This is a genomic window from Mycobacterium hippophais (assembly GCF_027529605.1).
In the GTDB taxonomy this organism is placed as follows: Bacteria; Actinomycetota; Actinomycetes; order Mycobacteriales; family Mycobacteriaceae; genus Mycobacterium; species Mycobacterium arseniciresistens.
This window is the reverse complement of sequence record NZ_JAPZPY010000009.1, coordinates 231116-244693: the sequence shown is the minus strand read 5'-3', so window position 1 is coordinate 244693 and position 13578 is coordinate 231116. Positions and strand designations below refer to the sequence as shown.

The window sequence follows — 13578 nt, the reverse complement described above, 5'->3', positions numbered from 1 at the left end:
CTTCCCCCGCCTCCCGGCGCGCCGCTGCCGCCCCCGCCGCCGGGTGCGCCGCTGCCGCCTCCGCCGCCGGGTGCGCCGCTGCCGCCGCCCGCACCGGTGGTCGCCGCGTAATCCCGTCGCCCGGGCCGGTCCTGCTGTGGCAGGCTCACCGACGTGGACCTGCCGCGACCGGACCCGGCCCGCGCGCACCTCGCCGACGTGGTGCCCTCGGTCCTGGCGGCGATGAACGTCGCCGGCTTCGACCGCCGGATACCGCTGCCGCATGATGTGGCCGGTGCCTGCGTCCTGCTGATCGACGGCCTCGGCGCCGACCTGCTCGACACCCACGCCGCCGATGCGCCCGTCCTCGCCGGCATGCGCGGCCCCACGCTGGACGTCGGATTCCCGTCCACCACGGTGGCCGGTCTGGCCGCGGTGGGCACCGGGGTGCGATCCGGTGAACACGGGCTGGTCGGCTACTCCTTCGGGGTGCCCCACGTCGGTCTGATCAATCCGTTGCGGTGGCGCGTGCACCCGTGGGGCGCCGACCTGCGCGACGAGGTGCCGCCGGAGCAGTTGCAGCCGATGGCGACGACCTTCGAGCGCGCCGCGGCGGCCGGGTTCGCGGTGAGCGTGGTCTCCGCCGCGCAGTTCACCCACTCCGGGATGACGCGCGCGGTGCTGCGCGGCGGGCGGTACGTCGGCGTGCACGGTCTCGGTGATCTCGCCGCGGGCATTCAGCGGGCCGTCGCCGACGGCGGGTTCTGCTACGGCTATCACGGCGACCTCGACCTGATCGGCCACCTGCACGGCCCGGGCTCGACGGCATGGCGGATGCAACTGCGGCAGGTCGATCGCCTGGTCGAGTCGGTGGTCGAGGCGCTGCCGCCCGGGGGGTTGCTCGCTGTGGTCGCCGACCACGGCATGGTGCGGGTCGACCCGGCCGACGTCGTGGACGTCGATGCCACCGTGTCGCTGCTCGACGGCGTCTCGGCCGTCGGTGGTGAGGCGCGGGCGCGGCACGTCTACGTGCGCGACGGGGCGGTCGACTCGGTGTCGGCGGCGTGGCGCGAGACGCTGGGCCACCGGGCCTGGGTGGTGACGCGTGACGAGGCGATCGACGCCGGCTGGTTCGGTGACCGCGTGGCCGACGCGGTGCGGCCACGCATCGGTGACGTCGTCGCCGCGGCACGCGGCGATGCGGCGATCGTGCGGCGCACAGCCGAGCCCATGGAGTCATCACTGGTCGGCCAGCACGGCTCGCTCACTCAGGCAGAACAGCGGGTGCCGCTGCTGCTGGCGGTCGGCTGAGCGGTCGCCGAGGCGTGTCGGCCGTCCGCCCACCGGGTATGCGCGCGCCGTGCAGACGTTTCTGCCCTACCCGGGCTTCGCCGAGTCCGCAGCGGTGCTCGACGCGCGCCGCCTGGGCAAGCAACGGGTGGAGACCATTCAGGTGCTGCGCGCGCTCACCGTGCCGGGCTACGGCTGGCGGCGCCACCCGGCAGCCGCGATGTGGGCAGGCTACGAGGAAGCACTGGTGCGCTACGGCCTCGACGTCTGTGCGCAGTGGTGCCTGATGGGCCACGCCGACACGTGCGCCGGCACGCTGGCCTCGGATCTCGCCGCGACCACCGGGCTGGCCGTCGTCCGGAGCCAAGCCGAGCTCGCGACCGCCGACGAGCTCCCGCCCTGGCTCGGCGACGAGGACGTCCACCGCAGCCACCAGTCCGCCCTGGTGCGCAAGGACCCCGCGCACTACCGCGCCCACTTCGCCGACGTGCCCGACGATCTGCCCTATGTCTGGCCGGACTCCGACCGGGCCCGCCGTATCCCGTTGTGAGGACGGCCCCGAGGGTGTTGTTAACGTCTGCGCTGTGATCGTGCTGCTGCCGCCGTCGGAGACGAAACGAGCAGGCGGCGACGGACCACCGCTGCGGCTCGAGACACTGCGCTCCCCCGAGCTGACCACCGCGCGCCGTGAACTCGTCGACGAGCTGGTGGCGCTGGCGGCGGACCGCACCGCATCCCGGTCCGCCCTGGGTCTCTCGGCCAAGCAGGACGCCGAGATCGACCGCAACGCGGCGTTGTACACCGCCCCCACCCTGCCCGCCCTGACGCGTTACACCGGCGTGCTCTACGACGCACTGGACATCGGATCGCTCAGCGGCGCAGCGGCTTCGAGAGCCCATGCGCGGCTGGCGGTCGGGTCGGCGCTGTTCGGTCTGCTGCGCGCCGACGACCAGGTGCCGGCCTACCGGCTGTCGGCAGACTCGAAGCTGCCGGGCCGCACCACCCTGGCAGCGCACTGGCGGCCGTCACTGGAACCGCTGCTGGCCGAGCTCGCCGCCGACGACCTCGTCGTCGATCTGCGGTCGGGATCGTATGCGGCGCTTGGACGGCTGCCCGGCGCGGTGCGGGTGGACGTCGTCTCCGAGCGGGCGGACGGCCGGCGCTCGGTGGTCAGTCACTTCAACAAGGCACACAAGGGCCGGCTCGCGCGTGTCCTGAGCGGTAGCAGGGCCGAGCCCGACGACGCCGGGAAGGTGGCGGCCGCGGCCAGGCGCGCCGGTATGCGGGTCGAGCGCGACGGCAACGATCTGACGGTGGTCATCGCCGCCTGAGGCGTCAGTCCCAGACCCGGGCCAGCGCCGGCTCGGTGCCCGGGGTGAGCGGCCGGGTCAGCATGACAGGCGCCTGGGCCATGAATCGCGGTGTGCTGCCGCGGTGTTCGTCGGCGGCGTGCACGGTGAACGGGTGCACCAGGTACATGTCTCCGGGCTTGCCGGTCGCGTAGCCGACCGGACATCGCTCGCTCGCCTCGTCGACGAGTGGGGCCGAGTCCTCGAAGGAGAATCGGCGGTCCCCCAGCGCGGCGGCCACCGCGCGGTGTGAGCCGATCCGGATGCGCGTCGGTGCGTCGTCGGGCCCCACGTCGGAGAGCAACGTCAGCAGCAGCAGGGTGTGCGGTCTCCCACTGACCGACCACGATCCGTCCGGCGCCGGGGTGTTGGCGTCGATGTGCCAGCCGCGGTCCTCCGCCGGCGGGTGCGCCGGAAAGCGGACGGGGATGTTGCCGAGCGCTCCCCGCGGTAGCCAGCCACCGCGGCCGCAGACGAGGTCCAGTGCGTCGGCGAGGCGGGGGCTGCGCGAGATCTCGCCGAACGGACCGTGACCGGTGAGGTCGGCCGCCCACTTCACCGGCGCGTTCCAGTTCTTGGGTTCATCCGGTGAGAGTCCGATCTGCCGCCACAGCAATTCCCTTGCGGCGTCGGCGGTTTCGCGTCGAGCAGCCCCGGCCAGTCTGGCAAAGCCGTCGCGGATGAAGTCGTCGACGTCGAGCACGTGTCACAGGGTGCCGCACCGAATACCGGTCCCGCCACTCATTTTGGAACGATCTACTCGGTGATGCCCCAGACCAGGCAGAACGTGTGTCCGGCCGGGTCCCGGTACACCCGGAAGTCCTCCCCTTCCACTCCCACCTCGGTCGCGCCGAGCGCGAGCACCTGTCGTTGCGCATCGTCGACGTCGTCGACCTGGATGTCGAGATGGAACTGCTGTGAGCCGCTCGGATCCGGGAACTCGGGTGGCTCGTGTTCGGGTGAGAGTTGGAAGGCCAGCCGCCGGCCGGACCGCTCGGTGAGCACGATGAAGTCCTCGTCCTCCGCCTCGATGTCTCCGCCGAGCACACCGGCGTAGAACTCGGCGAGCGCCTGCGGGTCCTTGGTGTCGACGACGACGGAGCGCAATTTCCCGATCATGATCGTCGGGTTTCCGGTGGAGCGGCGCACCAAACGCGGAGCCGTCAGGCCTTGGCGAGCTGCTTCTGCTCGTAGAGCCGCGCCCATTCCTTGCGCGGCCGTATCGACACGTCGACGTCCGCGCCCTTGGCGCGCAGGGCACCGACCTTCGCCTCGTCGCGGGGGGTCAGCTTGAACGGATCCCAGCCGAAGAACCGGCAGCTGTTCTGCCAGGTGATCTTGTCGATGTCGGTGTCGTCGGCGCCCGCCGCGAGCAGTTCGGCGTGCACCTGCTCGGGCGCGTCGGGCCAGAAGCAGTCCGAGTGCGGGTAGTCGCACTCCCACGCGATGATGTCGATGCCGATCTCGTGGCGCAGCTTGAGCGAGGTCTTGTCGGTGACGTAGCAGGCCAGGGAGTGCTCGCGGAACACGTCGCTGGGCAGCTTGTCGCCGAAGTCGCGACGTAGCCACTTCTGGTTCGTGTAGTGCCGGTCGCTGCGATCCAGGTAGAAGGGAATCCAGCCGATCCCGCCCTCGGAGAACGCGAACTTCAGCTCCGGGTAGTTACGCATCGCGGGTCCCCACAGCAGGTCCTGGGCGCACATCGCCGACACCTGGGTGGCCAGGATGATCAGGTTGTCGATCGGCGCGTTCGGCGCCATGCTGATCGCCCCGAACCCCGTGCCGATGTGTAGGCACATCACCACGTTCTCCTCGGAGAGGGTGCGGAACACCGGGCCCCAGTACTCCTCGTCGTGGTAACTGGGCAGCCCCTCGAGATGCGGCAGTTCCGGCATCGTCACGGCCCGGCAACCCTTCGCCGCGACGCGGCGGATCTCCTTGCACATCGCTTCGGGGTTCCACGTCGGCAGCACCGCGATCGGGATGAACCGGTCGGGGTAGCTGCCCGCCCACTCGTCGATGTGCCAGTCGTTGTAGGCCGACACCATCACCAGCGTGACGTCTTCGCGGTGCATGTTGAGGTGGCGCGCCGAGAAGCCGGTGAAGGTCGGGAAGCACATCGAGGCGAGGATGCCGTTGCGGTTCATGTCGCGGACGCGTTCGTGGACGTCGTAGACCCCGGGCCGCATCTCGGCGAAGCCGGCGGGATCGCGGCCCCACTCCTCGGGCGGCCACGACACCACCGCGTTGAGCCCGCTGACCCCCTGCGGCCTGCCCTGATACATCCACTGGTCGACGCCCTTGTCGTCGGTCACCACGATCGGCGCCTCGGCCTTGTACTTGGCCGGCACGTGGTTGAGGAACATGTCGGGCGGTTCCACGACGTGGTCGTCGATGCTCACCAGGATCAGGTCGTCGGTGTTCATGACTCAACTAGTACCCTCGGAAACCGTGACCGTCTCTGCGCGTCCGGCCACACGTTTGGCCGTACCGGCCAACATCGGCCATGTCGACCTGCGCCGCGGCGGCCGCGCCCTCGGCGGCAGTTATCTGTACGAGGGCGAGAAGCTGGTCACCGGCTGGCACTCGCACGACGTCCACCAGATCGAGTACGCGACCGGCGGCGTGGTCGAGGTGGAGACGGCGGCTGGGCATCACCTGGTGCCGCCGCAGCAGGCGGCGTGGCTGCCCGCCGGCCTGGAGCACCAGACGACGATGAGTCCCGCCGTGCGCACCGTCGCGGTGATGTTCGACCCGCAGCTCGTCGCGGGCGGCGGGGACCGGGCCCGGATCCTGGCGGTGTCCCCGCTGATCCGCGAGATGATGCTCTACGCCCTGCGATGGCCGATCGGCCGAGCGGACGGTGATCCGGTCTCCGACGGGTTCTTCCGCACGCTCGGGCACCTGGTGTCCGACGCGCTCGACCACGAGACGCCGCTGAGCCTGCCGACGTCGGACCATCCGATCGTCGCCGCGGCGATGGGCTACACCAAGGAGCATCTGCAGTCGGTGACCGCCGAGCAGGTCAGCCGCGCCGTCGCGGTGTCCGAGCGGACGTTGCGGCGGCAGTTCCAGGACGAGCTCGGGCTGAGCTGGCGGACATATCTGCTGCACGCGCGGATGCTGCGGGCGATGGCCCTGCTGGCGTCTCCCGGGCAGTCGGTGCAGGAGACCGCGTCGGCCGTCGGGTTCGACAGCCTGAGTTCGTTCACCCGCGCGTTCACCCAGTTCTGTGGCGAGACGCCGTCGTCCTACCGCCGACGGGCCGCCCCGACAGCGTGAACATCAGCGCAGCGCTGGCCGACATCTCGTCCTACGGAATGTTCTTCACGCTCGAGGTGGGCGACCGGGACGACACGCAAGCCTGGCAGCCGATCGCCGACTGCTATCGGGACGGGTTCGGGGGCCTCGTCGACCTGACCGTCACCCGGTACCGCACCGACGAACGCCGGGTCGGCGCGTCGCTCGTCCACCTCGGCCACGCCGCCCGATTGTGGTCGCCCGTGCTGGCGTGTGTGGTCGCCCACGGCGTACTACCCGACCTCCTGTCACTGCAGCGCGCACGCAACGGCCCGCAGTTGCGTCTGACCGACCCCGCCGGCGAGTCACACGGCGCGCAGGACTGCTCCCCCGCCCGGCTGTACGACACCGTGGTCCGCGGCCAGCTGGAGCGGCTGGCGGCGGGTATGCCGGAACGCCTCGCGCCCGGACTGCTGCGCGGCAACATCGCGTCCGCGCTCGTGGGCAGTGCCGCCGCGTTGGCCGCGGCACGGCCGGACCTGCGCCGCCCGGTCGTCGGGTTGACGGCCGCGCTGCTGGAATCGACACCGTTGGCCGGGTCGGGGCGGTTCAGCGCCGGAGACATGGGGTTCCGGCGCCGGAGCTGCTGTCTGTTCTACCGCGCGCCGGCCGGCTCGATGTGCGGCGACTGCTCGTTGCGCGGTTAGAAGCCGAAGCCGAGTTCGGCGGGCGCGTCGCCGGCGAAGGCGGTGTCGAATCGGCGCAACAACTCGATGTCGTTGCAACGCAGTCGATTCGCGCCCGCGAACGTCGACGCGCGGTGGGTGCCGAGATACAGGCTGCCGAGCACGTCGAGGTCTGTGTGCACCTGCGCCGGTGCGTCCGTCGGCGCGCACCGGGCGCTGCCGGCGCGGATGTCCAGCGCGAATCGTCCGCCGTCGCCGCGAAATCCGTCGTCGACCTGTAGCACCGTGGAAATGTCGCCCTGATACGCGCGCGCCTCGAGCGCCGCCGGGACGTCCATGATGCGCACCCAGAGGTCGTCGGCCGCCGCGGTGGTGCGCACCAGTCGGGCGTCGGTGAACAGGTGCGGCAACGGGTCACCGGGCGGCGACCCGATGACGATCCGCTCGATCAGGTCGAGCCCGCACAGCGCCCGCCACAGCGCCACATGGGCGTCGCTGGTGACCGCCCGCAGTTCCGACACCTGCGCGGTGGTGGGACCGTCCCGCTGCACCCGGTACAACGCGTAACCGTCCGGGTGCAGGAACGCGAACCACTTCGACGCCCCGTGCCGGGAGTCCTCGCGGTCGGCCAGCAGCTCGTCCCACAGCGGGGCGGGACGCAACAGCCCGCCGGGGGTGCGCCGTCGCCACCGGTCGTAGATTGCGACGAAGTCGTCGCGGTGCGCGGCCGGATCGACCACGCGGACGCCACCCGGGTCGGGGACCGCGGCGTGGAAGCGGGCGAAGCGCCGGTCGACTGACAGTTCGCGCTCGATCGTCGCCGGGCCGTAGCCGAACCGGCCGTAGATGCCGCCCTCGCTGGCCGTCAGCACCGCCAGCGGGTAGCCCGCGTCGGCGATCCGGCGGTGCAGTTCCTCGTACATCGACCGCAGCAGCCCGCGCCTGCGGTGTGTCGGCGCGACGGCCACCCAGCTGATGCCGGCGGCGGGCAGCACCTGTCCCCCTGGCACGGTGAGCCGAAGGTCCAGATAGATCGACTGGGCCACGACGTCGGCGCCGTCGTCCACCACCACCGCACCGTCGGACGGGACCAGGTGCCGCCACGTGGAGACCGAGTCGGTGTGTGAGTGCTCGCCGAAGGCGGCCGCGCCCAGTAGGGACATCGCCCGCCAGTCGTCCTCGACGACCGTGCGAGGCACCGGCGGTCCGGCGGTGTCGCTCATGATGTCCGACAGTGCCACACCGCCGCCGGTGGCCGCATCTCCTTTTCGCCGGGTGAGCGCGAACCACGTTGTCGATGAACGGCATTGAGTAGGGTCATGCCATGCCCGACCGTACCGCCGGACTGCAGGCCGCGGTGCGGCATGCGACGGAGTTCCTCGCCGGACTCGACGCGCGGCCGGTCGGCGCCCGATCGCCGGCGACCGCAGTGCGTGACATTCTGGGCGGACCACTGCCCGAGCACGGTGAGCACCCCGACGCCGTGATCGACGCCCTCGCCGTCGGCGCCGAACCCGGTCTGGTCGCCAGCGCCGGGCCACGGCATTTCGGCTTCGTCGTCGGTGGAGCTGTTCCCGCGGCGCTGGCAGCGGACTGGCTGGTGTCGGCGTGGGACCAGTGCGCGGCGTTCCACGCACTGTCGCCGGCGGGCGCGGCGATCGAAGACATCACCGCGGCGTGGGCGCTGGACCTGCTTGGCCTGCCTGCCGGCGCCAGCGTCGGGTTCGTCACCGGTGGGCAGGCGGCCAACACCACCTGTCTGGCCGCCGCCCGGCACGCGGTGCTGGCCCGAGTCGGCTGGGACGTCGAGGAGCGCGGTCTGATCGGGGCGCCGGCGCTGCGGGTGTTCTGCGGGGAGCAGGCGCACGTCACCATCCACACCGCGCTGCGCCTCCTTGGCCTCGGCGCCGGCACCGCGATCAAAGTGCGTGCCGACGGTCAGGGCCGGCTCGATCCGGAAGCGCTCGACCATGCGCTGTCGCGCGCCGACGGCCCGGCGATCGTGTGCGCGCAGGCGGGCAACGTCGCCACCGGGGCGTTCGACCCGTTCGGCCCCATCGCCGACGCCTGCGCCGCGCGCGGCGCCTGGTTGCACGTCGACGGCGCCTTCGGGCTCTGGGCCGCCGCGGCGCCAGGCACCCGGCAGCTCACCGCACACGTCGACCGGGCCGACTCCTGGGCCGTCGACGCGCACAAGTGGCTCAACGTGCCCTACGACGCGGCGCTCGCGGTGGTCGCGCATCCGGACGCGCACCGGGCGGCGATGAGTCTCACCGGTCCGTATCTGGTGGCCGACGCCGGCGAACGCGACAACACCAGCTACGTGCCGGAGAGTTCGCGCCGCGCACGCTCGGTGCCGGTGTACGCGGCGATCCGGTCGCTGGGCCGTGCCGGCATCGCCGAGCTGGTCGAGCGCAACTGTGCGCAGGCGCGGCGGATGGCGGACCTCGTCTCGGCGATCCCCGGGGCGCAGGTACTCAACGAGGTGGTGCTCAACCAGGTGCTGCTCCGCCTCCCTGGCGGTGACGCCGCCAACCGCGCCGCCATCGCCGCGATCCAGGACGACGGGACCTGCTGGCTGGGCGGCACCACCTGGCGCGGCGAGCACGTGCTGCGCATCAGCATCGCGAATTGGGCCACCAGCGACGCCGACATCGACCGGTGCGCCGGAGTGATCGCCGCGATCGCCGAACGGGTCGCCGGTTAGATGTCCACGACCTGATCGGAGGTGTAGAACTCGTCGGGGACCTGGGAGAACGGCTGCGGTTGCTCGATGGAGATCCAGGCACCCGTCGCGCCCGGCGCGATCGGACCACGCAGCGTGAGGAAGCCCGACCCGGCGGCATTGGTGTTGATCGCCCCGACCGCGGTGCCCGGCGACCCGGCCTCGCAGGCCGCCGCCGCCGACCGCGGCATCTGGATCAGCTTGACCTCGTAGAAGGTGAACGGTTCCGCGACGGCCAGGTCGACGTCGGCCACCAACTCACCCGACCCCTCCGTGCGGATGTGTGCGGTCGCCCGGCCTTCGCCCGCCGCCGACACGTACTGCATCGGGCTGAAATCGCAGCGCCGCAGGATGTTCGAGAACGTGATGAGCGAGGGATCGACGCCCGGCGGCAGCGCGGCCGCGCCCGGAGCGCTGACCATCATCAGTACTGCCGATCCCACCCCCGTCGCCATGGCCGCACCCGCCGCCGCGAACCGTTTCAGCTGACGCATCGCCCGAACCCCTTCGCCTTCCGACCCGACCCCGCCGTCGGTACCGACAGCTGGTTCACAGCCAACCATGGCACCTGCCGGAGCGGTCTCGTATGGGCCGAATATCCTCGGACGCGGACCGCGCTCGCCGGCGACCGGCGGACGTGGCCGACGACCACCGTCTTCAAGGGAGTAGGCAGCGCAGATGGCGAACGACAAGCAAGCGGACAAGGTGTCATCGGGCAAGGGATTCATCGCCGCGCTCGATCAGAGCGGCGGCTCGACTCCCAAGGCGCTGCGGCTCTACGGCGTCGAGGAAAGCGCCTACTCCTCCGAGCAGGAGATGTTCGACCTCATCCATCAGATGCGGTCCCGGATCATCACCTCGCCGGTCTTCACCGGCGACCGGGTGGTCGGCGCCATCCTGTTCGAGCAGACGATGGACCGCGAGATCGAGGGCAAGCCGTCGGCGACCTTCCTCTGGGAGGACAAGGGCGTGGTGCCGTTCCTCAAGATCGACAAGGGTCTGGCCGACGCGTCCGACGACGTGCAGCTGATGAAGCCGATGCCGCAACTCGACGACCTGCTCGCGCGGGGCGCGCGGGGCGGCATCTTCGGCACCAAGGAGCGCTCGGTCATCGGTGGGGCGAATGCCGCGGGCATCGCCGCGGTGGTCGAGCAGCAGTTCGAGGTGGCCCGACAGGTGCTCTCGCACGGCCTGGTGCCGATCATCGAGCCCGAGGTGACCATCTCGATCGACGACAAGGCGCAGGCCGAAGAGATCCTGCGCGACGAGATCGCCAAGCAGCTCGATGCCCTCCCCGACGACCAGAAGGTGATGCTCAAGCTCACGCTTCCGACGGAGGCCAACCACTACCAGTCGCTGGTGAACCACCCGAAGGTGCTGAAGGTGGTGGCGCTGTCCGGCGGATACCCGCGCGACGAGGCCAACGCGCTGCTGGCGAAGAACACGGGCGTGATCGCCAGCTTCAGCCGTGCACTCACCGAGGGCTTGTCCGCGCAGCAGTCCGACGACGAGTTCGACGCCACCCTCGACAAGGCGATCCAGTCGATCTACGACGCGTCGGTGGCCGGGTAAGCCGGGCGCCGGACCGCCGGTCGGCATCGACTCGAGCATCCAAGCCGCCTGCGCGGGAGCTACCCGGCTTCGCCGAGGGTGCGCAGCAGCAGGTGCATGGCCACCGTCGTCGAACGTTCGCGAATGTCGCTGCGGTTGCCGGGCAGCCGCAGCGTGCGGGTGACGGTCCGGCCGTCCGCGAGTCGTACGCAGAAACACACGGTGCCGACCGGTTTCTCCGCCGTGCCCCCACCCGGGCCGGCGATCCCGGTGATCGCGACCGCGGTGTCGGCCGCGAAGCGGCGCAGCACGCCGTCGGCCATCGCGACCGCCACCGGCTCCGAGACCGCACCGTGCGCCTCGATCAGTTGCGGATCGACGCCGAGCACCTCGGTCTTGGCTGCGTTGGCGTAAGCGATCACACCGCCGGCCACGTGCGCCGACGAACCCGGTCGTTCGGTCAGCCGCGCCGCCAGCAGTCCTGCCGTGCAGGACTCCGCCGTCGCGATGCGCCGGCCCGCCAGCCGGTCCGCGACCAGGTCGTCGACCAGGGCGCCGTCCTCAGAGAAGATCGCGCTCCCGTGATGCTCACGCAAATAGTCGGCGAGTGCGGAGTAGGCGTCCGCCGCGTCCGGTTCGTAGCGGGTGACGATCTCCAGCTCGCCCCGGCGCAGGCAGGTGGTGATCTCGAGGCGGTCGAATCCGGGGACCTCGCGCTCGGCGGAGCGCAACGTCTCGGCGAGTCCCGACTCGGGCAGGCCGAACATCCGCACGGTTTGCTGCTCGTACTCCGTCCGGCCGGCGATCGCCTGCTGGAGTACCTCGGTCGCGATCGCCGCGCGCCACATCGGCTGCAATTCACGCGGCGGGCCGGGCAGCACCACCACCGTCGGCGCACCGGGAACCACCACACCCGGGGCGGTGCCCACCGGATCGAGTACGTGGGCGCCCTCGGGCACCATCGCCTGTTTGCGGTTGGCGGCCATCACGGCGTCGAAGTCGACGCCCTCGCGGCGGGCCGTCACCGTCCGCAGGATGTCGGCGATCTTCTGCTCCAGCGCCTCGTCCAGGACGAGGCTGCGTCCGCAGAACCGGGCCACGGTGGCCACGGTCAGGTCGTCGGCCGTCGGCCCGAGTCCGCCACTGGTGATGACGAGGTCGACGCCCTGGTCCGCGAGGAAGCGCAGCTGCGCCTCGATGTCGTCCGGGCGGTCACCGCACAGGGTGATGTGCGCCAGGTCGACACCCAACTCGAGGAGACGGTCGGCCAGCCACGGGCCGTTGCGGTCCTGCACCCGGCCGGTCAGCACCTCGGTCCCGGTCACCACGATTCCCGCACGCACAGCCACGGTTCACGACAGTACGCAGCGCGGCCGACCTCCCAGTGGCCGGTGCGACGACCTCGCCGTCAGTCCCGGTCGGGTCGCTGCGCGGCGCGCTGGCGCTGCTCGTCCACCTTCGCGTTCGCGCGGGCCTTCTCGGCTTCGGCCTCCTTCTGTGCCGCCTCACGCTGGGCTTCGGCCTTGTCCTGCTGCGCCTGCCCCTCACGAACCAGGTCGTCGCGGCCGGCGACGGTCCCGACCGCTTCCTTCGCCTTGCCCTTGACGTCCTCGACGACGCCGCGGATGCCCTCGGCGGGCCCGCTGTTGTTCTCAGCCATGCTGGTGTCCTCTCCGTCGACGGGGCCGCAGGAATCTGCGGCCCCGGAGTTCCGGACCATCGGTTCCCTTTTCCGTCATGCACCAAACCAGCGCCCAGGTGAGTGGCGACATCGATTGTGTGGCAATGTATTTCGAGATCAGCTCCCTACGGCCTTGACCTCAACTAATGTTCAGGTCTGACACTGTGAGCATGAACAACGAATTGCGGCGCATCCGGGCCGACCTCTACGAAACCCGGACCGACTCGCCCTTCCCCGGACTGACAACGCACGCCTACCTGTGGACGCGGCCGAATGGCAACGCGCTGTTCTACTGCCCCGCCACCGACGCGCAACTCGACGAGATCGCCGCGCTCGGTGGAGTGGCCGACCAGTACCTCTCACACCAGGACGAGGCCGGGCCGATGCTGGCGGCGCTGGCCGGCCGGTTCGGCGCGACGCTGCACGCGCCCGCGGCCGAGATCGCACGGATCGGCGAGCATGCCGACGTGCACGTGCCGCTCGACAGCAGGCACGTCGATTCGCTTGGCGTGCAGGTCATCCCGACCCCGGGCCACTCCCCCGGCAGCACCAGCTACCTGGTTCCCGGCGTCGACGGCGAGACGTACCTCTTCACCGGCGACACCATCTTCCCGCGCGGTGACGGAACCTGGGGCACCTTCGTCGTTCCCGGTGTCGGCGACCCCGACGCGCTGCGGGAGAGTCTGCGGCTGCTCGGCGCGCTCTCACCCGATCTGGTCATCTCCAGCGCATTCGCCGGCGACAGCGCCCACGAAACGATGACGGGTGCGCGTTGGTCTCAGTGCGTGGACAGGGCCCTGCACGAGCTCAGCGCTTCAGCCAGCCGGTGACGTCGGTCAGCTGCCGGGTGTAGGTGGTCATGACGTCGTCGTGGTAGAGCGAGGCACCGCTGATCGCACTGTCGCCCCGCCAGATCACCCGGACCCGCGTCGTGCCGCGCGCATAGATCTCGATGCGGTCGCGGTCGATGCGCTGCCAGCCCTTCTCCTCGGCGAGCTGCTGCAGGCCCTGCCGCTCGTCGATTGCGGTCATCCCATACCTCCTGTGGCGCGTTGCGGGGGTCTCCTGCGACGGCTG

General features: G+C 70.9%; 16 protein-coding genes. 8 read left to right on the top strand and 8 right to left on the bottom strand.

What is annotated here, in order from left to right; all coding sequences use genetic code 11:
* Window positions 1-153 precede the first annotated feature (153 nt).
* Genes O6P37_RS19770 through yaaA form a run of 3 tightly spaced genes read left to right on the top strand, consistent with a single transcriptional unit; the run spans window position 154 to window position 2600 of the window.
* Window positions 154-1290 carry an alkaline phosphatase family protein gene (locus O6P37_RS19770; RefSeq protein ID WP_269895657.1) on the top strand — a complete coding sequence of 379 codons (1137 nt, stop codon included), beginning with the start codon at window positions 154-156 and terminating at the stop codon, window positions 1288-1290.
* Between the two features lie 49 nt (window positions 1291-1339).
* Entirely contained in the window at window positions 1340-1819 is a 480-nt protein-coding gene (locus O6P37_RS19765; protein WP_269895656.1) for an MSMEG_6728 family protein, read from the top strand.
* Window positions 1820-1853: 34 nt separating this feature from the next.
* The gene (gene yaaA, locus O6P37_RS19760; RefSeq protein WP_269895655.1) at window positions 1854-2600 is read left to right on the top strand and encodes a peroxide stress protein YaaA; all 747 of its coding nucleotides are present in this window, start codon (window positions 1854-1856) and stop codon (window positions 2598-2600) included.
* Between the two features lie 4 nt (window positions 2601-2604).
* On the opposite strand, the gene O6P37_RS19755 is transcribed toward yaaA, so the two are convergent.
* From O6P37_RS19755 to O6P37_RS19745, 3 genes are read right to left on the bottom strand one after another with little or no spacing between them, the layout of a single operon-like run.
* A complete protein-coding gene (locus tag O6P37_RS19755) occupies window positions 2605-3321 on the bottom strand; it encodes a phytanoyl-CoA dioxygenase family protein (RefSeq protein WP_269895654.1) in 717 nt (238 codons plus the stop codon).
* A gap of 53 nt (window positions 3322-3374) precedes the next feature.
* On the bottom strand, window positions 3375-3725 hold the full coding sequence (locus tag O6P37_RS19750; RefSeq protein WP_408633208.1) for a VOC family protein: 351 nt from the start codon (window positions 3723-3725) through the stop codon (window positions 3375-3377).
* 56 nt (window positions 3726-3781) lie between these two features.
* Window positions 3782-5044 carry an amidohydrolase family protein gene (locus O6P37_RS19745; RefSeq protein ID WP_269895653.1) on the bottom strand — a complete coding sequence of 421 codons (1263 nt, stop codon included), beginning with the start codon at window positions 5042-5044 and terminating at the stop codon, window positions 3782-3784.
* A gap of 25 nt (window positions 5045-5069) precedes the next feature.
* Here O6P37_RS19745 and O6P37_RS19740 point away from each other — a divergent pair, with 25 nt between their 5' ends.
* Window positions 5070-5900 (top strand): AraC family transcriptional regulator, encoded by an 831-nt coding sequence (locus O6P37_RS19740; protein WP_269895652.1) that lies wholly within the window; start codon window positions 5070-5072, stop codon window positions 5898-5900.
* Entirely contained in the window at window positions 5897-6565 is a 669-nt protein-coding gene (locus O6P37_RS19735) for a (2Fe-2S)-binding protein (RefSeq protein ID WP_269895651.1), read from the top strand. The genes O6P37_RS19740 and O6P37_RS19735 overlap by 4 nt, the downstream gene beginning before the upstream one ends.
* Here O6P37_RS19735 and O6P37_RS19730 read toward each other — a convergent pair.
* Window positions 6562-7767 carry an enhanced intracellular survival protein Eis gene (locus O6P37_RS19730; RefSeq protein WP_269895650.1) on the bottom strand — a complete coding sequence of 402 codons (1206 nt, stop codon included), beginning with the start codon at window positions 7765-7767 and terminating at the stop codon, window positions 6562-6564. The two genes, O6P37_RS19735 and O6P37_RS19730, sit on opposite strands and share 4 nt — an antisense overlap.
* A 101-nt stretch (window positions 7768-7868) precedes the next feature.
* Here O6P37_RS19730 and O6P37_RS19725 point away from each other — a divergent pair, with 101 nt between their 5' ends.
* On the top strand, window positions 7869-9251 hold the full coding sequence (locus O6P37_RS19725; RefSeq protein ID WP_269895649.1) for a pyridoxal phosphate-dependent decarboxylase family protein: 1383 nt from the start codon (window positions 7869-7871) through the stop codon (window positions 9249-9251).
* On the opposite strand, the gene O6P37_RS19720 is transcribed toward O6P37_RS19725, so the two are convergent.
* Window positions 9248-9763, bottom strand: coding sequence for a hypothetical protein (locus O6P37_RS19720; protein ID WP_269895648.1), 516 nt, complete (start codon window positions 9761-9763; stop codon window positions 9248-9250). The two genes, O6P37_RS19725 and O6P37_RS19720, sit on opposite strands and share 4 nt — an antisense overlap.
* Before the next feature lie 184 nt (window positions 9764-9947).
* Between O6P37_RS19720 and O6P37_RS19715 the strand changes: the two genes are divergently transcribed.
* Window positions 9948-10841, top strand: a complete 894-nt coding sequence (locus O6P37_RS19715; RefSeq protein WP_269895647.1) for a fructose bisphosphate aldolase — start codon at window positions 9948-9950, stop codon at window positions 10839-10841.
* A gap of 59 nt (window positions 10842-10900) precedes the next feature.
* Here O6P37_RS19715 and O6P37_RS19710 read toward each other — a convergent pair whose 3' ends face one another.
* Window positions 10901-12169, bottom strand: coding sequence for a competence/damage-inducible protein A (locus O6P37_RS19710; RefSeq protein ID WP_269895646.1), 1269 nt, complete (start codon window positions 12167-12169; stop codon window positions 10901-10903).
* 59 nt (window positions 12170-12228) lie between these two features.
* Entirely contained in the window at window positions 12229-12480 is a 252-nt protein-coding gene (mbp1, locus tag O6P37_RS19705; RefSeq protein ID WP_264014185.1) for a microaggregate-binding protein 1, read from the bottom strand.
* 191 nt (window positions 12481-12671) lie between these two features.
* On the opposite strand from mbp1, the gene O6P37_RS19700 reads away from it, so the two are divergent.
* Window positions 12672-13331 carry an MBL fold metallo-hydrolase gene (locus O6P37_RS19700; protein WP_269895645.1) on the top strand — a complete coding sequence of 220 codons (660 nt, stop codon included), beginning with the start codon at window positions 12672-12674 and terminating at the stop codon, window positions 13329-13331.
* On the opposite strand, the gene O6P37_RS19695 is transcribed toward O6P37_RS19700, so the two are convergent.
* Complete coding sequence (locus O6P37_RS19695) at window positions 13309-13533, bottom strand: hypothetical protein (RefSeq protein ID WP_264014183.1); 225 nt, start codon at window positions 13531-13533, stop codon at window positions 13309-13311. The genes O6P37_RS19700 and O6P37_RS19695 overlap by 23 nt on opposite strands.
* Window positions 13534-13578: the final 45 nt, after the last annotated feature.